At 61.1% G+C, this 24,058-nt stretch carries 15 protein-coding genes, 1 tRNA gene and 2 pseudogenes; 8 read left to right on the top strand and 10 right to left on the bottom strand.

Going from position 1 to position 24,058, the window contains the following annotated elements; genetic code table 11:
* Positions 1-121: 121 nt before the first annotated feature.
* Together BW14_RS00505 and lysS are read right to left on the bottom strand one after the other, a co-directional pair.
* Positions 122-1,282 carry an MFS transporter gene (locus tag BW14_RS00505; protein ID WP_258186010.1) on the bottom strand — a complete coding sequence of 387 codons (1,161 nt, stop codon included), beginning with the start codon at positions 1,280-1,282 and terminating at the stop codon, positions 122-124.
* Positions 1,283-1,688: 406 nt separating this feature from the next.
* Positions 1,689-3,371 carry a lysine--tRNA ligase gene (gene lysS / locus BW14_RS00500; RefSeq protein ID WP_044088965.1) on the bottom strand — a complete coding sequence of 561 codons (1,683 nt, stop codon included), beginning with the start codon at positions 3,369-3,371 and terminating at the stop codon, positions 1,689-1,691.
* 114 nt (positions 3,372-3,485) lie between these two features.
* Here lysS and BW14_RS00495 point away from each other — a divergent pair.
* The 6 genes and pseudogenes from BW14_RS00495 to BW14_RS00475 all read left to right on the top strand — a co-directional run bounded on the left by BW14_RS00495 (position 3,486) and on the right by BW14_RS00475 (position 11,792).
* A tRNA-Pro gene (locus BW14_RS00495) sits at positions 3,486-3,559 on the top strand.
* Between the two features lie 188 nt (positions 3,560-3,747).
* Positions 3,748-4,935 (top strand): MFS transporter, encoded by a 1,188-nt coding sequence (locus BW14_RS00490; protein WP_140489068.1) that lies wholly within the window; start codon positions 3,748-3,750, stop codon positions 4,933-4,935.
* A 130-nt stretch (positions 4,936-5,065) separates the two neighbouring features.
* Entirely contained in the window at positions 5,066-8,671 is a 3,606-nt protein-coding gene (locus BW14_RS00485; RefSeq protein ID WP_140489067.1) for a 5'-nucleotidase C-terminal domain-containing protein, read from the top strand.
* 261 nt (positions 8,672-8,932) lie between these two features.
* Positions 8,933-10,259 (top strand): annotated as a pseudogene (locus BW14_RS12465) (tetratricopeptide repeat protein); the annotation flags it as partial.
* 137 nt (positions 10,260-10,396) lie between these two features.
* Positions 10,397-11,143: pseudogene (locus BW14_RS12460) on the top strand (DUF4037 domain-containing protein); the annotation flags it as partial.
* 16 nt (positions 11,144-11,159) lie between these two features.
* Positions 11,160-11,792 (top strand): DUF4125 family protein, encoded by a 633-nt coding sequence (locus BW14_RS00475; RefSeq protein WP_140489065.1) that lies wholly within the window; start codon positions 11,160-11,162, stop codon positions 11,790-11,792.
* Here the strand turns inward: BW14_RS00475 and BW14_RS00470 are convergent.
* From BW14_RS00470 to BW14_RS12140, 3 genes are read right to left on the bottom strand one after another with little or no spacing between them, the layout of a single operon-like run.
* The gene (locus BW14_RS00470; RefSeq protein ID WP_140489064.1) at positions 11,789-13,381 is read right to left on the bottom strand and encodes a S9 family peptidase; all 1,593 of its coding nucleotides are present in this window, start codon (positions 13,379-13,381) and stop codon (positions 11,789-11,791) included. The two genes, BW14_RS00475 and BW14_RS00470, sit on opposite strands and share 4 nt — an antisense overlap.
* Before the next feature lie 58 nt (positions 13,382-13,439).
* Positions 13,440-14,051, bottom strand: a complete 612-nt coding sequence (locus tag BW14_RS00465) for a hypothetical protein (protein ID WP_140489063.1) — start codon at positions 14,049-14,051, stop codon at positions 13,440-13,442.
* Positions 14,048-16,009, bottom strand: coding sequence for a PspC domain-containing protein (locus BW14_RS12140; RefSeq protein WP_258186009.1), 1,962 nt, complete (start codon positions 16,007-16,009; stop codon positions 14,048-14,050). The genes BW14_RS00465 and BW14_RS12140 overlap by 4 nt, the downstream gene beginning before the upstream one ends.
* A gap of 128 nt (positions 16,010-16,137) precedes the next feature.
* On the opposite strand from BW14_RS12140, the gene BW14_RS00455 reads away from it, so the two are divergent.
* Both BW14_RS00455 and BW14_RS00450 read left to right on the top strand, forming a co-directional pair.
* Positions 16,138-17,493: an ATP-binding protein gene (locus tag BW14_RS00455; RefSeq protein WP_140489062.1), complete on the top strand. Its 1,356-nt coding sequence runs from the start codon at positions 16,138-16,140 to the stop codon at positions 17,491-17,493.
* A gap of 58 nt (positions 17,494-17,551) precedes the next feature.
* A complete protein-coding gene (locus tag BW14_RS00450; RefSeq protein WP_140489061.1) occupies positions 17,552-18,232 on the top strand; it encodes a response regulator transcription factor in 681 nt (226 codons plus the stop codon).
* Positions 18,233-18,354: 122 nt separating this feature from the next.
* Here the strand turns inward: BW14_RS00450 and galE are convergent, their stop codons facing one another.
* From galE to BW14_RS00425, 5 genes are all read right to left on the bottom strand, one after another.
* Positions 18,355-19,377 (bottom strand): UDP-glucose 4-epimerase GalE, encoded by a 1,023-nt coding sequence (galE, locus tag BW14_RS00445; protein WP_140464659.1) that lies wholly within the window; start codon positions 19,375-19,377, stop codon positions 18,355-18,357.
* A gap of 557 nt (positions 19,378-19,934) precedes the next feature.
* Positions 19,935-20,894 (bottom strand): carbohydrate ABC transporter permease, encoded by a 960-nt coding sequence (locus BW14_RS00440; RefSeq protein ID WP_140464661.1) that lies wholly within the window; start codon positions 20,892-20,894, stop codon positions 19,935-19,937.
* Positions 20,891-21,862, bottom strand: coding sequence for a carbohydrate ABC transporter permease (locus tag BW14_RS00435; protein ID WP_140489060.1), 972 nt, complete (start codon positions 21,860-21,862; stop codon positions 20,891-20,893). The genes BW14_RS00440 and BW14_RS00435 overlap by 4 nt, the downstream gene beginning before the upstream one ends.
* 186 nt (positions 21,863-22,048) lie before the next feature.
* Entirely contained in the window at positions 22,049-23,368 is a 1,320-nt protein-coding gene (locus BW14_RS00430; RefSeq protein WP_140489059.1) for an ABC transporter substrate-binding protein, read from the bottom strand.
* Between the two features lie 293 nt (positions 23,369-23,661).
* Positions 23,662-23,847: a hypothetical protein gene (locus BW14_RS00425; RefSeq protein ID WP_140489058.1), complete on the bottom strand. Its 186-nt coding sequence runs from the start codon at positions 23,845-23,847 to the stop codon at positions 23,662-23,664.
* Between the last annotated feature and the right edge of the window lie 211 nt (positions 23,848-24,058).

Raw genomic sequence — 24,058 nt, 5'->3', positions numbered from 1 at the left:
ATGCTTCAGCGAATGACCGCGCTACGACAAGGTCCCGCCACGCCCATATCAATGATGGACGTGGCGGGACCAGTGCCAGTCAGGAACCGTGCGCAGTCAGCCGAAAGCCGCACACCGTCGGTCAGCGTGCGGTGCCGTAGGACTTGAAGAAGATGCTGAGCAATGCCACGTACGCCACGCCGACAGTCATGACGAGGATCGCGCCGAGCTGCATACCCATGGCGTCGGAGGCCAGACCCATTAGCGGCGGGAAGATGGCGCCGCCGATCAAGCCGATCATCATCAGGCCGGAAACCTCGTTCTGCCGTTCCGGCAGATGCAACAGACCGGTGGTGAGCATGATGGAGAACACGTTCGCGTTGCCCATGCCCACGAAAGCCAGGCCGGCATATGCAAGCCAAACCGGCATGCCATCGAATCCGGCGAACAGGATGAAGCACAACGAGGAAAGCGCCATCAGAGCACCGCAGCCGCGCAGGATCTGCTTACGGGTGAACTTCTGCAGCAACACGGAACCGGACAGGCAGCTCAACGTGCGGAACGCGAAGTAGACGCTGGTGGCGCCACCCGCCACCTCGATGCCCATGGATGAATGCTCCATGAGAATCTTCGGTGCGGTTGCGTTGATGCCGACGTCGACGCCCACATGGCACACGATTCCGAGGAAGCACAGCAGGATCACGGGGTTCCTGAGCAGCGCGAAACAGCTGAGCATGCTGGTTCTGCCGGTATCCGGCGCGTTCTCCTTGATATCGTCGAAGGCGAGCATCACGAACGCGAGAATCGCGCACACCAGGTAGATCGGGTAGAGCAGCCACCATTTGCCGAACATGGTGGCGGCCCACCCGGCGATCAGCGGTGCGATGAAGGAGGCGATGGCCTTGACGAACTGCCCGAAGGTGAGCATGCCGGCAAGCTTCTCGTCATGCGCGAGGTTGCCGACGAGAGGGTTGAGCGAGACCTGCATGAAGGTGTTGCCGATGCCCAGCAGGCAGAACGAGCCGATGACGAACACCAGCTGCACGATCGGCACCGGAATGAGATAGCCGATGATCGGCAGCAGGCAGCCGGCTGCGGTGATGGCGATGGCCACCAGCACGGTCATGCGTCGGCCGATGCGGTTCATCAGCATGCCGGCAGGCACGGAAAGCACCAGGAACCAGAAGAAGGTCATGGTGGTGAAGATGTTGCTGACCGAATCGGACAGGCCGAAATCTGTCTGCACATAGTTGGAGGCCGTGCCGACAAGGTCCACGAAGCCCATCACAAAGAAGGACATCATGACTGGCACAAGGACCGAGAATGGGGCGTTGCCGAGTTTGTCGGGCGCCGGGCCCTGAGAGATGGCGCTCTGGGATGCCGTATTCTGAGGCATGTTCTGGGGCGCAGAGGAGGAGGCCAATTGTTACTCCGTTCTTGGTTTTCTGGTTGCCATATCCGCGAGAACAGACACGATATGCTGCTTCGTGGCCGGTAACGCCTCCCCAAAGGAGTAACGCCCTTAACAAATTATCGATGGTATCGCCCCGCCCGGTTGAGACACGCCGTCGTCGCCGCTCCAGAGGAACCGAGAACCCCGAGACGATCAATATACAACGAACAACGGCTCCGGCTCCTTCCGCCCTACGGAGAGCGGAAGGAGCCGGAGCCGCAATACATTGCGATCAGACAATCAGGAGATCAGTGCATCAGGCCACCAGCGGCTTGACCAGCGGGAAGGTGATGGTCTCGCGGATCGTGGCACCGGTCAGCGCAATGAGCAGTCGGTCGATGCCCATGCCCATGCCGCCTGCCGGAGGCATGCCCACGCCGAGCGCCTCAAGGAAGTCCTCATCGATATCGCAGGCTTCCTCGTCACCGGCGAGCGCATCCTTGGCCTGGGCCACGAAACGCTCACGCTGCACGACCGGGTCGTTGAGCTCGGAATAGCCGGTGGCCAGCTCGAAGCCGCGCACGTAGAGATCCCACTTTTCGACCACGCCGGGCTTGGTGCGATGACCCTTGACGAGCGGGGAGGTCTCCACCGGGAAGTCGCGCACGAAGGTGGGCTCGTAGAGCTTGTCCTCGTAGAAGTGCTCCCACAGGTGCTCAACAAGCTTGCCGTGGTTCTCGACCTCGTCGCGTTCGACGCCGAGCTTGTCGGCGATCTCGCCGAGGTGCTCGACGGAGGTGCCGGGATGCTCGGGGCCGCCGTTCGGCACGATCTCCTCGCCGAGCGCCTCGGACAGGGAATCGTACATGCTGATGGTCTTCCATTCTCCGCCGAAGTCGTATTCGGTGCCGTCGAGCAACGTAACCTTGTGGGAGCCGTAGACATCCATAGCAGTCTTCTGCACGAGCTCCTTGACCAGCTGGCCGATGGAGTCATAAGTGCCATACGCCTGATATGCCTCGACCATCGTGAACTCGGGGGCGTGGGTGGCGTCGACACCCTCGTTGCGGAAGTCGCGGTTGATCTCGAACACGCGGTCGATGCCGCCGACGAGGCAGCGCTTGAGGAACAGTTCCGGAGCGATGCGCAGGTACAGGTCAAGGTCGAAGGCGTTCATGTGCGTGGTGAACGGGCGTGCCGCCGCGCCGCCGTGCAGCGTCTGCAGCATCGGGGTCTCGACCTCGAGGAAGTCATGGCTGGCGAACGTGTGGCGCAGGGAGGCCACGGCCTTGGAGCGGTTGCGCACCATGTTGCGGGTCTTCTCGTCCGCGATCATCGCGATGTACGGCTTGCGGGTGCGCGTGTCCTCGTTGAGGTCCTTGTGCAGGGCCGGCAGCGGCTGCAACGCCTTGGACGCGATGGCCCATTCGGTGGCGAAGACCGAGAGCTCGCCGGTCTTGGAGGCGATCACGCGACCCTTCAGGTACAGATGGTCGCCAAGGTCCACCAGCTGCTTGAACTGCTTCAGGGAATCGGCACCGATCTCCTTCTTGGAGATCATGCCCTGGATCTTGGTGCCGTCGCCGGCAGCCAGCTGAACGAAGCACAGTCCGCCGGCGTTGCGCAGGAAGAGCACACGGCCGGCGATGCCCACCATGTCCTCGGTCTCCTGACCGGCCTCGAGCTTGCCGTCATACTTGGCGCGCACGGCCTCGATGGTGGTGGTCACGTCCAGATGCACCGGGTACGGGGCGATGCCGGCGTCCAGCATCATGGCGCGCTTGGCCACGCGCATCTGCACCTGCTCCGGGTGCGCCAGCGGACCGAACTCCTTATTACTGGGGTCCACGGCTTCGTCCAGCGTGGCGCCGGACTTGATCTTCTCAGTGATGGTGGCGTCCTGTTTGAGCAGCATTTCCGCACGTTCGACAGTGCTCATCTGCGGGACGGCCGGGGTTTCATTCTCGCTTTTTTCGGTGTTTTCAACAACTTCAGCCATGATTCATCAGTGTACGCAAGACCGGCGATTAACGTTTTCCGGCCGAACAATGTCGCGACACGCCGGCATTTGCGCTCCGCCAAGAACACTGTAGTATATACGTCTGTTGTCAAACGGGCTGTAGCGCAGCTTGGTAGCGCGCTTCGTTCGGGACGAAGAGGCCGCGGGTTCAAATCCCGCCAGCCCGACAACTCGGAAGGAACCACTGGAATTCCAGTGGTTCCTTTTTTATTGTTCACGACCGATTCCGGTGCACCCACAGCGGTACAATTCCCGCCGGCATCAATAGGCATGGCTGACAATCGCCATATACATACATCGATGCACGAAGAGACACCGGACAGACTACACAGACAAACAGAGGGAATCTGACAGCATGAAGAAAAGCTTGCTGGCGCTCGCTTCAGGCGCTTTCATTCTCGGCGCTGCCGAATTCGTGATGATGGGCATCCTGCCGCAGGCGGCCGAAGCCACGCACGTCTCCATCCCCACCGCAGGCAATTACATCTCCGCCTATGCCATCGGCGTGTGCATCGGCACACTGATTCTGGTCTTCGGCCGCAAGGTGCCGCCGCGCAATCTGATCGTGCTGTTCATGGTGATTGCGCTGGTAGGCAACACGATGTCCGCGTTCGCGCCGAATGCCGCCGTGCTCATCGTCGCGCGGTTCATCTCCGGACTGCCGCATGGCGCGTTCTTCGGCACGGCCACGCTCATCGCCAAGACCTTGGCCGACAAGGGCAAGGAGGCCCAGGCCGTATCCGTGATGGTGACCGGTCAGACCGTGGCCAACATGCTGGGCGTACCGGCGGGGACACTGCTGGCCGAATACCTCAACTGGCGTCTGGCCTTCGGCGTGCTCGCCGCATGGGCCGCCATGACCATCGTGCTCACCGTGACCATGATCCCGTATGTGGCTCCGATCAAGGACGCCGGCATCGCCGGACAGTTCCGGTTCCTGACCCGCCGTGGGCCATGGGTGATCCTGGCTGCCGTGTTCACCGGCAATGCCGGCGTGTTCTGCTGGTGGAGCTACGTCTCCCCCTGGCTGCAGAAGACCGGCGGATGGTCTTCCGCACTGGTTCCCGTGATGATGATGCTGGCAGGTTTCGGCATGGTGGTCGGCGGCCTCATCGGCGGTCGCATCACGGATCGTTGGCGCCACGCCGGCACCGCCGCCCTCGGACAGGCGATCTCCGGCGTCGGGCTGCTCATGGTACTGCTGCTGCCCGGCAATCACGTCACCACCGCACTGCTGACGTTCTGGATCGCATTCGGTCTGTTCTTCATTTCCGCGCCGCAGCAGCTGCTGATGACCGAGGCCGGACAAGGCGGCGGCGAACTGATCGCCGGCGCCGCCGTGCAGGTCGCTTTCAACTTCGGCAATGCCGTAGGCTCCATCATCGGCGGGGCCATGCTCACCACCTTCTCGATGAACTACCGTTTCACCGGCCTGGGCGGCCTGCCGCTGGCTGTGTTGTCCGTGGGACTGTTGACTTTCTACTCGTGGCGTTGCGAGACGGACACCGAGGCCGCACATCGTCTGCGCGAGATCAAGGTGTGATATTGGCCTCTTCCGGCTGAAGTTCATCTGCGGTTTGCTTTCATTGCGCGCGTATTCCACCTTGCCTTCCTAGGTTGCTTGTCTGGGAAGGCATTTTCCTTATGAATGCCTCACAAGGGAAGGGAATACAGTGAAACCCATCAGACTAACGGCGAAGTTGCTCGCCGCTTTCGTCGCCGCGGCGACGCTCTCTAGCGTCGCAATCGCGACCACGACCGCTTCCGCAGATGAATCCACGCCAGCTACGTCTGCAGCCGGCGTCCGTGGCATCGCCGCCGGCGGTGCCACGGATGCATTCGATGAGACCAAGTACGCGGCCACTTCCGAAGGCCGTTACGACGCCGAAACCGACGCGAATGACGCCTCCGGCTATGCAGCGGCCCCGCAGGCACGTGCCGCCAAGCCGAACCTCGTGCAGCTGCTCGGCGAGTATGACAGCTACTGGCAGCCGGCCACCGAAACCGCCGGCGGCAAGGTGCTGAACAAGACCGTGCTCGACCACGATGACGCGTACATCCAGCAAATCAACAACGCCGCAGCCGAAGGCGGCGACGGCACCACCGCGACCGCCCAGCAGCAGCGCGCCCTGGTGGATGCGGACATGAGCGCCGCCGAAACCCTGCCGGACTCCCTCGGCCCGGTGCTTGGCGGATACTTCTCCGCCGGTCTGGCCGATGGCAGCCTGAAGAAGGTCGCGGACATCTTCAAGTACGACACGATCTCCACATCCACCGCCAAGAAGCACTTCCAGCATCCGCGTCCGTTCGAGGACCGCACCAACGGCGGCAAGAACGAGATCACGAACATCAACGGGAACATCAAGCGCGTGCCGGATTGGACCGATGCCCAGGGCAATACGCATTCCGCCGAATATGACGGATTGGCCGGCTCCGGCTCCTTCCCGTCCGGACACACCACCGGCGCCTACTCCTGGGGCGTGGCTCTTGCCGGCATGCTTCCGCAGCTCGCGCCTGAGATTCTGACCCGTACCTCCGAGGCGGGCAACAACCGTATCGTGCTCGGCGTGCACTACCCGCTCGACATCATGGGCGGCCGCATCGACGGCGAAGTGGCGAATGGTTACTACTGGAGCACCTACTACGACAAGTACGTCAAGCCCGCATCCGATCAGCTGCAGTCCTACCTGGCCGCCAAATGCGTGGCTGACGGCCACGCCACCAAGCAGGACTCCGATTACGCGACCGTGACCGAGTGCGTGAACAACCTCGGCGCGAACGCATCCAACGGATACCAGAACGACTTCGTGGACGCCGTGAGCAAGGAGCCGGTCACCGACCGCGCCTCGGCATTGCGCGTCTACACGAACCGTCTGACCTACGGCTTCGACAAGACCACCGACGGTACCGAATTCACCGCACCTGAGGGTTCCGCCGATCTGCTGAAGATCGCCTACCCGAAGCTGCACCGCGACCAGCGCGAAGCCATCCTCGCCAAGACCGCCATCGATGGCGGATACCCGCTCGATTCCTCCTCCGCCGGCTGGCAGCGCATCAACCTGGCCGCCGCTCTGAGCGCCACCGTGACGCTGAACGAGAACGGCGACGTGGTCAAGGTCGAGCCTGGCGCAGCCGCCCCGTCCGTTATCGGCGAGGAATACGCCGACAACGGCAACCACCCGGATTCCGACAACAACGGCTCCACCAAGCCTGACCAGCCCGGTAAGGACGCCAAGCAGGTGACGGTGTTCGACATCACCGATTTCCATGGCCACATCGAGACCGGCCAGTGGATGGAAGCCGCCTACCAGAAGCTCGCCGTCCAGCACAACCCCGGCAACAGCGTGTTCGTCTCCAGCGGCGATCTTGTGGGCGCATCCCCGTTCGAGTCCTCCTACTTCCAGGACACCCCGACTCTGAACATGGCGAAAGCTTGGGGCCTGAGCGTGAGCGCCTTGGGCAACCATGAGCTCGACAAGGGCACTGCGGACTTCAACAACCGCATCGCCGACCCGCAGTATGGCATCGACTGGGTGGCCGCCAACATCTCCGGCGGCGCGCTCACATCCGATCGTCTCAAGCCGTACACCATCAAGACCGCCAACGGCAAGAAGGTGGCCTTCGTGGGCGCCATCACATCCGATCTGAAGAATGTGGTCTCCCCCAGCGTGATGCAGGGCGTCACGGTGACCGATCCGGTCCAGGCCGTGAACAAGGTCGCCGACCAGCTGTCCGATGGCGATGAGTCCAACGGCGAGGCCGACGCGGTCGTGGCCCTAATCCACGAGGACGGCGAAACCATCGCCTCCGACGGCGAAGGCCTCAACGCGAATGTCGACCTGGTCTACGGCGGTCACAGCCACCGTAACGAGTACGGCACCACCACCAAGTCCGGCGCTCCGATCATCGAGGCCGGCAAGTACGGCCAGGACGCCGCCGCCCAGGACCTCTACATCGAGGGCACCGGCAAGAACGCCAAGGTCACCGTGCAGAACGCCTCCCAGTATGACGTCACATTCGTGACCAACAAGGACGGCACCGCTCCGTCCAAGGGCTTTGAAGGCGACGACAACGGCCCGGCCGCCAAGGTCTACAAGCAGGCGCAGGCGGATTCCGCCGAAGCCGGCAAGAAGGTCGTCGGCACCATCGACAAGTCCGCGGACTTCGCCAAGGGCGACTGGAGCGCCGAGACCCAGCTTGGTACCCTGAACGCCGACGCCGCGCTCGAGTCCGCCAAGAAGACGTCCGTGGGCGCGAAGGCCTCCATCGGCTTCATCAACCCCGGCGGGCTGCGTACCGACAACCTCGACCTTGACGGAGACAAGCAAATCACCGTCAAGGAGGCGTACAGCATGCTGCCGTTCAGCAACGACAACAGCGTGGTCACCCTCACCGGCAAGCAGCTCAAGGACGTCCTCGCCCAGCAGTGGCAGATCAAGGACGGCAAGTCCAACGTGGTCCGTCTGGGTATCTCCTCGAACGTGACCTTCGTCTACACGCTGACCGAGGATGCGAACACCAAGGCTCCGGTCGCCACCGTGACCGACGTGTTCGTCGACGGCAAGCAGGTGAAGGACGACGACGCGGTGACGGTCGCCGGCAATTCCTTCCTGCTGGCCGGCGGCGACGGCTTCACCGGCTTCACCGCGCAGGGCCAGCCTCAGTTGACCGGCACCGTGGATGTGCAGGGCCTGATCGATTACCTCGCCGACCACAAGGACGTCAAGGGCGATGCCTCCCCCGCAGGCATCGAGCTCAAGTCCTCCTCCGTCGAGGACGCCAAGGCTTCCCTGACCTTCGACCTGCCGGTCTATGCGAACGGCCCGAAGCCGCTGGCCCTTGGCCTCTACGTCAACGGTGTTGACTTCGGAGTGACCAAGCTCGGCGAAGCCAAGCCTTCCGAGTTCACCGTGACCAAGACGCTGAGCGCCGATGAAGCCAAGACGTTCGGCAGCTCCGTCTCCACCGTCAACCCGCAGCTGCTCTACACGGACGCCGAGATCGCGGATGCCGAAAAGGCTCACTCCAACGGTTCCGGCGAACAGGGTGGAAACAACCAGGGTGGAAACAACCAGGGTGGAAACAACCAGGGTGGAAACAACCAGGGTGGTAACAACCAGGGCGGCAAGCCCAACGCCGACAAGAAGCCGACGGCCAAGCCGAACAAGGCCGATCTGCCGGGAACCGGTGCCTCCGTCGCCGGAATCGTCGCCGCAGTCATCCTGCTCGCTGCAGCCGGTGGCGCGACCATCGCGCTGCGCCGTCGCCAGCAGCGCTGAACGATTGCCCGACGCCTGTACGGGCACGGCAATAACCGATAACTGAATACCGACGAAAAGCCCCGCGCGCTACGGCATGCGGGGCTTTTCCATGCCCGCTGAATCTATTTCCATCGGCTCCGGCGATAGGAGCAACGGCAAGCCTGCCTGCGCCGGCAGTCGACGCACACTGTAACGACACTCACACAGGCACCCGAGAATCCGCACCCAGTACGCTGGAACCTAGCGATGACCGATATCTCAACGACGAAGGGATTGCACATGAGCGAGGATGCGACGGAAGCGCAGCTGGAGCAGGCACTGCTCGGCATGCAGGCGAAGCACGCACACGATTTCGACGCACCGGACGACTCGACGGACGTGCACGGCAATGACGAGCCGCACGACTTCGATGTCAGCGAATTCCTCCACGGTCTCGACGTCATCTTCGACGCCCATGATGCCGCGGAGAAGGCGGGCCCCTATCTGGAACAGGCCGCCGTCGACGCGGAAAACGCCGGCGACGAAGCCGGACTGTTGACGGTATTGAACGAGACGATGGGGTTCTACCGCTCACAGGGGCGTCATAAGGAGAACCAGTGGATCGTGCAGCGCGCCATCGAGCTGGCGCTGCATATGGGGCTTGAAGGCACCGAAGGATGGGCCACCACCCTGATCAACTGTGCCACCGCCATGCGCGCGGCACACCATTATGACCAGGCCGAGGACCTGTATCATCAGGCATTGGCGTGCGCGCAGAAAGTGTATCAGCCCAATGACCGACGTCTTGCCGCACTGCACAATAACCTCTCCATGCTCTACAGCGAGACCGACCGTCTGCCACAGGCGGAAACCGAATTGCGGCAGGCGCTGCACATCATCGAAGCGGCAAGCGTGAACCCCGACGCCGACATTGACGTGGCTTCGTCGCACAGCAATCTGGCTTTGGTGCTGCTGCAGGAAGGCAGACTCAAGGAAGCCCACACCCATGCAGACAGAGCGCTGACCATCTATGAAACCGGAAAGCTGACGCATTCCGCCCACTATGCATCCACGCTCGCCGGCTACGCGCAAGTGCTGTATGCCGAGGGGCGTTATGGCGAGGCGGCCGCCCATTATCGCAGCGCACTCGCGGTGATCGCCGAATGCTACGGCAAGGATACCGACTATTACCGCACCACCGAGGCGAACCTTCGCGAAGCCGAGGAGCATGTTGACGGCAACGGCGAGACCCCGCGCAGTTCCGCAATGCCGGACTCCGCGACCGGCGTCGCCTCCGATACAGGCTCCGTCTCCTCCGGCGCAGGCTCCACCGCCACCGATGCCGGAGCCGACTCCCCCGCGACGATTCCGGTCTCCGGTCTGGCGCTGGCCCGCGCATTCTGGGAGCAAGCGGGCAAGCCGATGGTCGCACGACGGTACCCGCAGTATGCCAGCCGCATCGCCGCAGGCTTGGTGGGCCATGGTTCGGAATGCTACGGATTCGACGACCAGTATTCGCAGGATCACGATTTCGGCCCCCGCTTCTGCCTGTGGCTTTCCGACGAGGACTACGACGCTATTGGCGAACGTCTGCAAGCCGATTATGAGGCATTGCCGCGCAGATTCACCATCAGCGACACCGGCAAGGTGACCTTCGACGTCGAAGACGGTGCGGACACGGAACAGACAGGCCGAACGACGGTAAGCGGTGCCCCTCGGAACGCCATTCCGAAAGACAGCCTCACGCAGGATTCCTCCGCACACCCCTATTCCCCCACCACACCGCGCGCGCAGGGCGAAGGCCGACGCGACGGCGTATTCCGCATCGGCGATTTCTTCCGATCGATCACCGGCTATGATCAGGCACCCGCGCAGGATGCGCCGCATGAATGGCTGATGCTGGATGAGGCCACACTGTCCGCAGCCACCAACGGCGTGATATTCCAAGACCCCATTGGCGCGTTTTCCAAAGTACACCAAGGGTTCAAGGACATGCCTGACGATGTGAGGCTCTCCCTGATCTCACGCCGCCTCGGCATGATGGCACAGGCCGGACAATACAATCTTCCCCGTTCCTTGCGCCGAGGTGATTCGGCGGCGGCATGGCTGTCGATCAGCGAGTTCGTCGAAGCCGCCTCTTCCCTGGTGTTCCTCATCAACAGGCCGATGGTGGTGGGATATGCGCCGTACTACAAGTGGAGGTTCGCCGCGCTGCGCAGGCTTTCCGGCTCGATGTTCGCATTGTTGCCGGATATCTGCGGACAATTGGAGACGATGATGCGCCTTGGTTCCGCCGCCTGCTATGGCGGCGCGGCGTTCGGCGAAGGAGGCAAGGGCTCGGACACCGCCGTCCGCCAGCTCACCGACATTGTGGAGCGGATCGCGGCCGCAACCGTCAAGGAACTCAAACGGGAGCGTCTGACCGAATCCGACGAGACCTTCCTGGAATGGCAGCGCCCCTACGTCGAGGAACACATCACCTCCGACGCGCCCGTGCTGCACAGCCTGTGATGAATCGGGGATGACCATGGGTAGTGAAATAACCGATGAGGCATTGCGTGAAGCCATCGTGCGCCATGAGTGGAACCAGTTCCAGGACACCAACAACGAGGGCGGCCGTGCGGCGTGCCAGGGCAATTGGCCGGTGTTCCATCAGATGCGTTTGGCCCAATTCCGCACCTGGCAGCATGATCTGCTGGCCAGCTATGCACGTGATCTGGATGATGCCGACCATGAAGGACGCAATCTCATCACGGAAAAATACGGTCGCATGATGGCGTCCACCGCGCCCGAGGAGTATGCGCGCAACATCAAGCCCTACATTCCCGCACTGTCTCCGGACCGTATCGCACGGCAGGAAAAGGTGATCGCACAACAGGTGTCATGGGCGGCGGATTTCCGCGCACGATACCCGAAGCTCGGACAGGCCATGCGTGTACTCACCACTAACGAAGACACTTCGGCGGTCACATCGTTCGAAACCTATCTGCGGGGTGAACTGGGCACGTATTCCGAAGCCACCTTCAGGCTGTACGAATCCATGATCCGCGAGCGCGCCGAAGACTCCCCGCAGCGCAACATCACCGAGGAGACACTGCTGCATACGGTACGGCTCGGCGGCTTCGATTCTTTGGCCGAAGCCGAGGACGCGCAGCACTAGAGGCCGAACAATCCCCAGAAGGCCAGGGACAGGAAGATGCATAGCACAGCGGCGATCACCAGCACACAGATCGCACGTCGTATGCCATCGATGCGTCCGCGCTTGGCCCAGAGTGATTCCATGCCCCACGCGGACACCACTGTCACCACCACCGTCAGCACCTGCAGCATATACCAGCCGATGCCGAACATATGCGGCGCCGGCGTCAGGGCGAACACCGCAGCGGCACCGACGGCCGACAGGTACCCGTACACCAGCAAGGACAGAACCAGCGCCGACAATCCCATGCTCCAGCATGGTTCGGCCACACTGACATTGGTATACTGCTGTCGCCCCGTGTCATGGGAGGCGGGCGCCGATCGCAGCGACACGTACCTGCCACGCACGCGTACCAATCCGTTACGTTCACGCACGCCATCCCGAATTGTCGCCACGATACCGAGCAGGAACGCCAGCGCCAACAGCACAGGTCCGGCCAACATGATGCCGACCAACACGCCCAGCGAGCCGATGATTCCCGAATTGGTACGTTCCGGGGCCGCGAACTGCTGATTCGGCTTCACTCCAGCCACCTGAGGCGTGACCCATCCACTGGCTACCGCGCCTGACGCAACGCCGTTCACCCAGTTCTCCAGCGCCTGCGTGTACCCATCCGCAAGCGGTAGGCCAGGGGCGAACAGGCCTTTGCCGGCTCTCATCTGATGATTGCCTGCGAAGTATCGCACAGTCACATCGGAATTCCCATTGCGTTGCGCGACCTGCATGATGCGCTGCGCCCCCTGCTCGATGGGCATGGCGGTGTCATAGACGCCGTAACTCACCAGAATGGGCATGGTAAGGGATTCGAGATAGTGGTCCGCGTCGAAGTCGGCGTATTGCAATCCGAACGGCCTGTAATCGAGCGAAAGCAGCTTCAGTGTGTCATCGATGACCGGCTTGGGAGCCCCGGCCTCATGCGCATACGTGCTCATGGCCACAGCCATCTGCTCGCGGCCTTTGAACACCGGTGCGGACGTGAGCGCCGCGAAGGCGATGTCATGACGCTGGGATGCCAATATCGTGGCAATCCAGGTGCCCTCGGATTCGGCATAGATACCGGCATGGGATTGGTCCACGCCTCGGATGCCAAGCAACGTATCGAATGCACGCCCGTATTCCGAGGCGAATCGCGGATAATCACGATGCAGCACGGTGTAGTCGTCGCTGCTTTTGGCAGGCACCAGGGTCACGATGCCAGCCGAAGCCATGGCATTGGCGATGTCGCCGAAATCCTCTGCCCCGCTGGTTCCCGAACCATGGATGAACAGGCACGCCGGACGAGGACCGACAGCACCCACCGGTTCCCGTAGGATGGCGGACAGCGCTTTGCCATTGCCGATATCGATGGACAGCTGCGATTCACGGGTGGGGTATCGCCCTTCATGTGCGATGGAGGCATGTGCCGGAATAACCGCCGGATCGGAGGAGGCCACATCGATGTGATCGGTATATGGCCGGCTGTCCCATCTTGGCATCATCATCCAGCCAAGCAGCGCGAATACCAGCATCAGCACCAGTGCGATTGCAGCGACCCGCGCCACTCGTTTCATCAGTCCTCCCCGGTCTGCGACGTCAACAGGTGTACTCGCAGCACTGTCCAACTCACCGTCACCCGCGCTGTTTTCTAGAGCCCATTATGGCCCAGATGACGGCCACGAGCACCAGAATCACACCCACCACACCGCATACGACGGCCGCCAGCATGCGCGGATCGACGATCAGCATGTTCTGAACGATCAGGCCGGGGAACGCCCAGCCGAACAACAGCCCGACTATGCCGATCAGAATTCCGAGAACACCGAAGACGATGGTCGGGATGCTGGCTCCGCGCTTGGGTTCCTTTGTGGCGCCGGCAGCGTCAGCCGCAGCGGCCGCAGCGTTCGCGCCGGCTGCGCCAGCTACAGCAGCTATACCGGCCCCGGATTGCGGTGCGTCAGCCGGCACAGCAGTAGTCTTGGGCGCTGCGGCGCCACCGGCCACATCATCCGGTTGTAGCTCGTCATGAATGACCTGAGTTGCCGGTTCCGTGTGCATGACCTGGGTCTGGGTTTCCGATTCCGTAGGCATGGCCTGGGTCTGGGTTTCCGATTCCGTAGGCATGGCCTGGGTCTCCGGCTCCGCAGGGATGGCTTGGGTCTCCGGTTCCGTAGGTAGGGCCTTGGTTTCGGACGCATCCTGAACTGGGTGGAGTTTCTGGGTTTCGTTGACGTCGTTGCTCATTGTTCCGTCTCCTTGCTGGAATCATTGGAGGTGCTGGAATCCTGATTGCCGGCCGTGGAATCGGATTCGGCATCCAGATACCGCTGGCGCTCCTTGTCCCCGGTTTCCGTGCCATACCTGTCGGCATAGTCACGGAAGTTGTAATCCTCCCAATCGGACGCGTAGACCACATTGACACGGCCTTCCACGGCATAGGGCACGGCAATCAGCAGTTCGGGGCCGGATTCCGGTTCCAGGTCAGGTGAGTTCGCCATCCATTCATAGTTCTTCTCTCCTATAGGCGCGGAAGGAAACAGCGAGCTGCCATCCAACGAGAAATTGAACGAGCCGGACGTGTCATATACCAGTGCGTATTTGCCGCCTACACTGGCAGGCCCGACCATGTATCCGGTTTGCTCAGAACCGAAGCCGTACGTGCAGCCGTCCGGCAAGATGATGTGCACCTGCGCGCTTCTGGCGGCGACCTTGATGCTGCCGACCGGACAACTGCTGGTGATGGTCTTACCGCTATACGTTTTCACCTGATGCGGCTGATGGAGGTCTCCCCATGCGGACAAATCGAGAATGGCTTTGCTTTCGTCATAGCCATCGCCGTCAAACGCCACACCTTGCTCGAATTTGCCGAAGGTGCGGTCACTGGAATCAGCCGCAAGCGTGCGACCGACCTGCACCTCGTTCATGCCATACCAGTTCTCGGAGCCTGCGCCGTCCTTGAGTTCGATGGTCTGCAAGGTGTTCTGCCTATCGGCAAGCGTATAGCGGTACCAATAGACCGAATACGTGCTGCATACCACGATCATGCATGTGGCGCAGAATCCGGCGATAAGACCTAGAGGAATCAGCCCTCCGGCACGTCGTCCTTTCATCCCCAGCGCCACAACCACAATGCCCATCAGCACACACACTGCGGAAATCCATACGGTTCCCCAACGCACCATGGACTCGATGCCCAAATCGTCGAACCATATCCATCCCATCAGTACGGCGAAGGAAATGCAGGCGACACCCAAGATGCCCAGTACCACGATAGGACCTGCGGGTTTGCGGCGCGAAGACTGTTGCGGGGGCGCGACGAAGGCGCTCGCGGTCATTGCCGGTGCCGGGGCACCCGCATTCGCACCATTATGTGAAACACTCTGTGAAACATATGGCGATGGTTGCGGCTCACCCAACGGCGTTTGCGGCGTGGCAGGAGTCGCCTGCGGCATGAACGGGGATTCCTGCGACGCAGCAGGAGCCGGATGGAAGATACCGACCGGGGGCTGGGTTGGCTGATTCACCGATGCCGCATGAGTCGTATCAACGGAGCCATATGAGCCGGCAGCTGCCGCCCCCGGCATACCGGCACCGTTCTGGGCATATGACTGAGGCGAGCCGTATGGTGCGTACGGAACGCCTCCCGGCATGCCATTAGGAGCACCGGTCGGCGTAAATCCCGGTTGCGCATATTGCCCGCCGGTATACGGCGCGGTCGAATCGTTGCGCTGCATACCGTTGCGCCGTATACCGTTGCGCTGTGGTCCGTGATACCCGAATCCGTATCCTTCTCGCTGCCGTATGCCGCTTTTGGCCAGCCACCACAAGGCGAGCAACGCCAGCACGATGCACACCCAGCCGGCACCCGGAATCAGCAACGCCACGGCAAAGAACACAAAGCAACCGAGGCAGTTCCAATCCCATCTGCCGGCAAAAAGCTCCTCGCCGAGAATGCGGCCATCGCGCGCATCAGGCATCAGGAACCAGCCGAACGCGTACAGCGCCGCGCCGAAGCCGAAGAACAGTGTGAAAACGATGACCAGCGCACGTACCAAGGTCGGGCTCCAGCCGAGTCGCGCGGCGATGCCGCTGCATACGCCGCCGATCCACCGGTCGTCGCCACGCATCAGTCCGCTGGACCGTATCCAAGTGAAGAACCGCTGCAGTACAGTGTTCTGACTCTGCGGTTGATGGTGATTCATATTCGGATTGCTCATGGTTCCATTACAGCGCGCGGCGCGTGGCATACTCCCCGGAGAACACCCTGATTCGTCCCTGAACATCAGCGTAAAACCCGGTGTGGGCTCCCCGAACGCGGCACAATGGAATCATGACCTCATCTACCCTGCATGACGCCGAGCCCCTGCTGCCGTCGCGTATGCCCCTGATGCGCCCCAAGCACGGCCGATGGCTGACCGGCGTATGCCAAGGCATCGCCTTGCATTTGGGCGTCTCCGTGGTCTGGGTTCGATTGGCGTTCATCGTATTGACGATGCTGTATGGTTCCGGCATCATCGGGTATGTCTTCCTGTGGATTTTCGTACCTGCCGGAGACCTGGTCGCCGCGACGGCAGCCCGGAGGGACACGGTTCCGCCCGATCAGGCGCCTTTGTCCAAAGGCAACCAACCGGTCAACGCGCATGGATCGGCAATCCCCGCAGAAGACGTCTTCGGCACCAATGAATCCCTGACCGAAGCGGTGCAGCGCGCCCCCAAACCCGCGCTTGTGGCCCTTGGCGGTTTCGCATTGATGGCCATCGGCATGCTATTCATGAGCGCCGGTGTGGATGATGCGATCATCATGCCGTTGCTGCTGGTGTTCGCCGGCATCGCACTGGCTTGGATGAATCTGGCACCCCGAGGCATACAACTGGCCTCCATGCTGGGTGGACTGCTGCTGATCTTCATCGGCTGGGCCATGTATGTGTCCAACGTATCGTTCATCGGCTGGGGCACCTCGCCCCGGAGAATCATGGCGTCCGGTTTTCTGATGATCGTTGCTATGGTGGTGGCCATACTGCCATGGGCCAATACCATGCTGCAACGACTCGCACGCGAGCAGTCCCTCAAGGAGCGCGAGGAGGAGCGCGCGGACATGGCGGCACATCTGCACGATGGCGTGCTGCAGACGCTGGCGCTTATTCAGCTGCATTCCTCAGAGCCGGAAAGCGTGTTCACCCTAGCGCGCGCCCAAGAGCGCGAACTGCGCGAATGGCTGTATCAGGAGCGTTCCACCACCGACCGCTCGGTGAGCGCGGGGCTCAGGTCCATCGCCGCCGAGGTCGAAGATGGCCACGGCAAGCCGATCGAAGTGGTCACCGTGGGGGACGCAAGACCCAGCGCACAGACCGATGCCTTGCTGGATGCCACCCGTCAGGCGCTAGTCAATGCCGTGACGCATGGCGGAGAACCGATTTCGCTCTATTGTGAGGCCGGTCCTTCATTGGTGGAGGTGTTCGTGCGTGACCACGGCACCGGTTTCGATATCCACACCGTGCCCAAAGACCGACTGGGCATTCGGGAATCGATTGTCGGCCGCGTCGAACGCCGGGGCGGTACAGTGGAAATCGTATCCAGAGCGGGATGGGGCACGGAGGTCCGCATGCATATGCCGATTGCGCCGAATACACCGAAAACGCCAAATGCACCGAAAACCACAGCGGACACCGCATCAGGCGGTATGTGAGCGCAGCATCGCGTTCCGGCTTCGGGAGAAGAGAACGGCAGACATGGAAGGAGAAAGCATGAGCGAGACGGATGATACGAGGATCCGCGTGGCGGTGGTCGATGATCATGAGATGTTCCGTGCGGGAGTCATCGCCACGCTGCGCGACGAATTCGACATTGTGGGTCAGGCGGCCGACGTGCCGAGTTCCGTGGCGGTGATCGCCCAGACAAAGCCGCAAGTGGTGTTGCTGGATGTGCACGTGCCGGGCGGTGAAGGCGGCGGAGGCGCGGAAATCCTGCTGAAATCGCGCCCCTACTCCCCCGATACGGCGTTTCTGGCACTGTCCGTTTCCGACGCCCCGCAGGACGTGGGTTCGGTGATTCGCGCCGGCGCACGTGGTTATGTGACCAAGACCATCACCGGTGCCGACTTGATCTCCTCCATCAAGCAGGTGCAGGAAGGGTATGCGGTCTTTTCGCCGAAATTGGCCGGATTCGTCCTGTCGGCATTCCAAGGCGGCGCGTTCGAGGCCGCTTCCGACACGCCGGTTCATGACGAGGAACTGAATAGGCTGTCCGCACGAGAGCAGGAGGTGATGCGTCTGATCGCCCGTGGATACACCTATAAGGAGGTGGCTGCGGAGCTGTTCATCTCCATCAAAACCGTGGAGACGCACGTGAGTTCGGTGCTGAGAAAGCTTCAGCTTTCCAACCGCACCGAACTCACGCGCTGGGCGGCCGACCGACGAATCGTATGACCCGCGCATACCGGTCTTGTGCGGAGCCCATATATGACGAAGTCCCCTCTCGCTGGAGGGGACTTCGTCATATGATTAGCGAATCAGCGGCTCGGCAAATAAGCCGAGTAAACCGAGTCTCGTCACTTGGCGTCGCGGAAACCGTTCGGGTTCTTGGTCTGCCAGTTGAGGGAGGACTTGGCCATATCATCGATGGTCAGCTCGGCCTTCCAATCCAGCTCGCGTGCGGCCTTGGAGGCGTCGGCGTAGCAGGCGGCGATGTCGCCGGGGCGGCGGGGCTTGATCACGTACGGGATGGCGTGGCCGGCGGCCTTCTCGTAGGCCTTGATGACCTCGAGCACGGAGTAGCCGTGGCCGGTGCCCAGGTTGTAGGTGAAGACGCCGGTCTTGTCGATGTGATCGATGACGGCGACGTGGCCCTTGGCCAGGTCGACCACGTGGATGTAGTCGCGCACGCCGGTGCCGTCAGGGGTGTCGTAGTCGTCACCGAAGACCTGCACGGCCTTGAGCTCGCCGATGGCGACCTTGGCCACGTACGGGGTGAGGTTCGCCGGGATGCCCTTCGGGTCCTCGCCGAGGAGGCCGGACTCGTGGGCGCCAACCGGGTTGAAGTAGCGCAGCAGCACGATGGTCCACTCCGGGTCGGCCACGTGCACATCGCGCAGGATCTGCTCCTGGAACAGCTTGGAGGTGCCGTACGGATTGGTGGTGCCGCCGGTCGGGGTCTCCTCGGTGATCGGGAGCTCCTTCGGAGTGCCGTAGACGGTGGCGGAGGAGGAGAAGATGATCTTCTTCACGTTGTGGGCGCGCATCACCTTGAGCAGCACCAGCGTGGAGTACAGGTTGTTGTCGTAGTATTCGATCGGCTTGGCCACGGACTCGCCCACAGCCTTGAGGCCGGCGAAGTGGATGACCCAGTCGATCGGATTCTCATCGAAGATCTTGTTCATCAGAGCTTCGTCACGCACGTCGCCGTCGTAACGCTTGATCTTCTTGCCGGTGATCTGCTCGACGCGGTCGAGGGCGATCGGGGATGAGTTGCCGTAGTTGTCTACGGACACCACATCGTATCCCTTGTTCAAGAGTTCGACATCAGTATGGGTGGCAATGAAGCCCGCGCCACCCGTAACCAGAACAGTGGTCATGTGCTCTCCTTGAAGGATGTGCATTTCTGTTTCCAGAATGTGCGCTTTTGTTCTTTCACTTCTGAGTTTACTGAAAAATAGTGACAAAATCAAACAAACTCGGGCGGTTCGCATGAACATATGGTGTGAATATACGGTGACGCACCTCGATGCATCGGACTACGTCCAATGAGAACGATCACAGAAGCCGCCGGCATACGTTCATACAAAAAATCCGGCACCGCAATCGGCTCCAAATCAGGATTCTGACTGCGGGAACCCTGCGGAACCGACCACAGCACCGGAAGCATATGATCACACCCCGCAATCAAGGACATCGCCAACCTGGCGATCATCTCAACGATTGCGGGGCGTCCACTCCTTCCAAAGGTAAAAGGAAGACACCGCCCGACATCGAAGGAGTGGTACAAGTATGTCGGGCGGCGTGGAATGTGCGGCAGTGCTCCCAGTCCAGCAAGAACGGACTTCGCTCCGCGAAAACCCATCCTGCCTTCGATCGACTACCGCCTCACTCAGGCCGAGAGCAGCCGGAAACCCACCGGGCTTCCTTAGTGCTATCAGCCCTTGACGGCACCGGCGGCCAGACCGGCCTGCCAGTAACGCTGGAGACCGAGGAAGAGAACGATCACCGGGAGCACGCCGAGCAGGGCACCCATCATCAGGGCGCCACGATCGGTGAACGTGGCCAGCGAAACCATGCCGTACAGACCCAGAGTCACCGGCTTGAGGGTGTCGGAGGAGACCATCATCAACGGCAGCAGGAAGTTGTTCCACGTAGCCACGAACAGGAACAGGAAGATCGTGACCATGGCCGGGGCGAGAATCCTCAACACGATGGTGAAGAAGATTCGCGCCTCGCTGGCGCCATCGATGCGGGCCGCTTCGAGCAGCTCGTTCGGCACCGAGGTCTGCGCATACACGCGGCCCAGGAAGAAGCCGAACGGCGAGACGCAGCACGGTATGATGATGGCCAGCATCGTGTTGGTCAGGTGCACGGCATGGAAGATGGAGTACTGCGGGATGGTCAGCAGGGCGGCCGGCATCAGCATGCAGCCCATGATGACGCCGATAGCCAGGTTCTTGCCCTTGAAGTTGAACTTCGCGGTGGCATAACCGGCCATTACGGCCACCAAGGTTCCGACCAACGCGGATACGCCCGAGTAGATCAGAGAGTTCAGCACCCAACGCCAGAACTGGCCACGGGTCCAACCGAGCAGCGTGGAATAGTTCTTGGCGATGGCGGCAGGCAGATCAGGCAGTCCCACTGCGAACCACAGGCCATTGCCGCTGGTCATCTGGCTCGGCGTCTTGGTGGACGCGATGATGGCCCAGTAGATCGGGAACAGGAAGTAGATCAGTGCGAAGACCAGCACGAGGATGGTGACGGTTTTGACCAGCGCATTCGGCTGCATGGAGCGAGGCAGGTCGTTCGCGTGCTTGTCGCGGATCTTGTCGGCCTTCTTGCGTGCTCGCGCAGCGGCACGGGATTCTTTGTCATTCAGTTCTGCGGTGCTCATTCTGCGTTCACCTTCCTTTCAACGAGCGTGTAGACCACGGCGAGCACGCCTGCGATCAATGCCATCACGATGGCCACTGCGGATGCCGGACCGTCGCCACCCGGCGTCAGGGTGCCCTGCGAAGTGTTGAGGGCCATCATCATCGGGGTGTACGACTTGGAGATGCTCGGATCGGAGATCGCCATGACCTGAGGCTCGTTGAACAGCTGGATGGTGCCGACGATGGACAGCAGCATGGCAAGCAGGGCGGCTGCACGCACGTTCGGCAGTTTGATGCGCATGGCGATCTGGAAACCATTGGCGCCATCGATGCGGGCGGCTTCGTACAGATCATGCGGAATGGCCTGCAACGCGGCGAGGAAGATCAGCATGTTGTAACCGGTGAACGTCCACGTGGTGATGTTGGCCATGGAAGCGAGCACGACATTGTCAGCGAAGAAATCGACTTTGATACCGATTGCGGCCAGCATTTTGACCAACGGGGAAATCTGACCGTTGTACAGGTAGACCCAGATGATGGACGCCACCACGCCAGGAATGGCGTATGGCAGGAAGTAGCTCAGACGGAATGCGGTGATGTGCTTGACGATGTAGGAATCAATGAGCATGGCCAGCACCAATGCGCCAATGATCATGATCGGCACCTGAACCAGGGTGTAGATGACCACCCTGCCCACGCCGGCCCAGAAGTTTCCGGACGTGACGACATATTGGAAGTTCTGCAGACCGACGAACTTGTTCACCAGTTCGCCGCCGCCGTATGCGCCACCACCCACGGTGACCTGACGGAAGAAGCTCGAATAGATGGCCCAGATGATTGGCAGGATGAAGACCAGGGCGAACAGGATGCCGAACGGTGCCATGAAGGCCCAACCGGTGCGGTTCTCGCGCTTGGCGGCGTCGGAAGCCTTCGGCTTGGCGGCACGCTTGGTGACTCCCGTCTTCGCCGTTTGTGTTGTTGCAGTCATAGGAAACCTGTCTTTCAAAAGAACAGTGAAAAAGAGGAAGTGTGAACAGTCATGCGTGGTGTTTCAAATCGGATGCCCACGAAGATGACCGATTGCATCATGGATGAAAAAAGGCCGGAGTATCGAGCTCCGGCCTTTCAATTTGCAAGTGATGAGATTAGCGGCTGGAAGGGACCTTAGCCGTTATCACTCCTTGACGGACAGGCCGAGGTTCTTCAGCGTATCCACGGAAGTGGTCTGCGCTTCGGAGAAGACGTCCGCGACCTTGCCGGAGCCATCAGAGGCCTTGGCGGCGGTCTCGTTCATCTTGGCGACGACGGCGGAGAAGCCAGGCATGTAGGTGAAATCACCCATGTTGTTGTTGGCGTCCTTGAATTCCTTCATGATGTCCTGCTTGCTGAAGAAGTCGGACCAGTCGGACGGGGTCTTGGCATCCTCGGTGGTGGCTGCCGGAATCAGACCCTGGGAGACCAGGTCAGGAACCTGGGTGTTGAACCAATCCAGGAACTCCATGGCTTCCTTCGGGTGCTTGGAGCTCTTCAGCACAGCCACAGCGGAACCACCGTCAGGGCCGGTCTTGCCAGCATTGCCGAACCAATCACCAAGCTGGGTGACCTGCCACTCGCCGGCACCGGTGCCACCGGAGGAGGTGATGAACAGCGGGGCTTCCCAAGCGGCGGCCACCGTGCCAATGAGCTGGCCGTTCTTGATGGACGCATCGAAAGACGGATCCCAACGCGGGTTGGTGGTCACGGCCTTGGCGTCAAGCAGCTGCTGGTAGAAGTCGGCGGTTGCCTTGGAGCCATCGGTCTCGGTGTTGACGACCCAAGAGTCACCATCCACCTTGTACCAGCCACCGGAGGCGCCGGCCAGACCGGAAATCATGTTGCCGGCCTCATCGGGCTGGTAGGACATGATGTACTTGCCGGCAGCGGCGGCCTTCTTGGCGGCTTCGATGAACTCGGATTCGGTCTTCGGAACCTCGGTGATGCCGAGCTTGTCGAACTCGGCCTTGTTGTAGAAGTACACCAGCGGGCCGGTGTCCTGCGGCAGGCCATAGGTCTTGCCACCCACCTGTGCCAGGCTGAACGGACCGGCGGCGTAGTGGTCCTTGTACTGATCGGCGTACTGGCTGACGTCCTGCAGCATACCCTTGGTGAAGACCTCAGGCAGCTCGGCGTAGCCGACCTGGGCAAGATCCGGAGCCTCGCCGGACTTGACGTCGGTCTCAAGCTTCTTGATCATTTCGGAAGCCTTGCCATCGAACTTGGTGGCCGTGACCTGGATGTCCGGATGCTCCTTGTTCCACTTGGCGACGATATCCTTGACCAGGGTCATGCCCTCGGAATCAGGAAGACGGTGCATGTACGTAATGGTGACCTTGCCGCCGTCGCTGCTGCCACCGTTGTCCGTGCCGGCAGTGTCGCTGCCGCAACCGGCAAGACCCATACCCATAGCGGCGACCGCCGCGAGCGCAGCCACAAGGCGCTTGTTGTGCGATACCATATCTCTACTCCTTCGTTATGGCTTCATCACTTCTCTGTGACGAACAATCTCAATCTGTGCTTTCTGTTAAGAATTGTCAACTTTGCTAACAATCTCAGCGAGCCTCGCGGAAAAACATGTTGTTTCAACCGTTTCGACATACATTAAGTCTGTTAACTAATTGACTCCTCCCTTGCGCATATCCTGATGTTCGCTTGATCGCGCGACCGGTTACATGATATCACCAATCGCGCGCCTCGCCACTCGGACATGTATCCGTTCTGTGAACAAAGTGTGAAGCTGTGATCGAAGTCTCATTTGCTATGCCATTCGCCGTGCCCTTCGCCGTGCCCCTCGCCATACCCTTCGCCGTGCCATTCGCCGTGCCATTCGCCATACCATTCGCCATACCATTCGCCATGCCATTCGCCGTGCCATTCGCCATACCATTCGCCATACCATTCGCCATGCCATTCGCCGTGCCATTCGCCGTGCACCACGGCTGAACAATCAATGGAACAAAACAGGCTTGGGTGGTTTGGGTCTGAACGCCGTTTTGGTGGTCGGCGCCAGGCCAGTCGTCGCCGGGCCAGTGGGATCTGTATTTGGACGTCGGTGCCGGCCTTTCAGATGACTTCTTCGGCAGCACTTCTTCAGCAGCACTTCTTCAGCAGCACTTCTTCGGCAGCACTTCTTCAGCAGCACTTCTTC

It is taken from the genome of Bifidobacterium sp. UTBIF-68, from assembly GCF_006408855.1.
In the GTDB taxonomy this organism is placed as follows: Bacteria; Actinomycetota; Actinomycetes; order Actinomycetales; family Bifidobacteriaceae; genus Bifidobacterium; species Bifidobacterium reuteri.
This window is presented reverse-complemented; position numbering and strand designations above follow the sequence as displayed.

What these genes read in the sequence shown, in the direction of transcription:
- BW14_RS00490 (WP_140489068.1), top strand. Translation starts at nt 3,748, where the DNA reads ATGAAGAAAAGCTTGCTGGCGCTCGCTTCAGGCGCTTTCATTCTCGGC.
- BW14_RS00455 (WP_140489062.1), top strand. Translation starts at nt 16,138, where the DNA reads ATGACCTCATCTACCCTGCATGACGCCGAGCCCCTGCTGCCGTCGCGT.
- BW14_RS00475 (WP_140489065.1), top strand. Translation starts at nt 11,160, where the DNA reads ATGGGTAGTGAAATAACCGATGAGGCATTGCGTGAAGCCATCGTGCGC.
- BW14_RS00440 (WP_140464661.1), bottom strand. Translation starts at nt 20,894, where the DNA reads ATGAGCACCGCAGAACTGAATGACAAAGAATCCCGTGCCGCTGCGCGA.
- BW14_RS00430 (WP_140489059.1), bottom strand. Translation starts at nt 23,368, where the DNA reads ATGGTATCGCACAACAAGCGCCTTGTGGCTGCGCTCGCGGCGGTCGCC.
- BW14_RS12140 (WP_258186009.1), bottom strand. Translation starts at nt 16,009, where the DNA reads ATGAATCACCATCAACCGCAGAGTCAGAACACTGTACTGCAGCGGTTC.
- galE (WP_140464659.1), bottom strand. Translation starts at nt 19,377, where the DNA reads ATGACCACTGTTCTGGTTACGGGTGGCGCGGGCTTCATTGCCACCCAT.
- BW14_RS00435 (WP_140489060.1), bottom strand. Translation starts at nt 21,862, where the DNA reads ATGACTGCAACAACACAAACGGCGAAGACGGGAGTCACCAAGCGTGCC.
- BW14_RS00450 (WP_140489061.1), top strand. Translation starts at nt 17,552, where the DNA reads ATGAGCGAGACGGATGATACGAGGATCCGCGTGGCGGTGGTCGATGAT.
- BW14_RS00470 (WP_140489064.1), bottom strand. Translation starts at nt 13,381, where the DNA reads ATGAAACGAGTGGCGCGGGTCGCTGCAATCGCACTGGTGCTGATGCTG.
- BW14_RS00505 (WP_258186010.1), bottom strand. Translation starts at nt 1,282, where the DNA reads ATGATGTCCTTCTTTGTGATGGGCTTCGTGGACCTTGTCGGCACGGCC.
- lysS (WP_044088965.1), bottom strand. Translation starts at nt 3,371, where the DNA reads ATGGCTGAAGTTGTTGAAAACACCGAAAAAAGCGAGAATGAAACCCCG.
- BW14_RS00465 (WP_140489063.1), bottom strand. Translation starts at nt 14,051, where the DNA reads ATGAGCAACGACGTCAACGAAACCCAGAAACTCCACCCAGTTCAGGAT.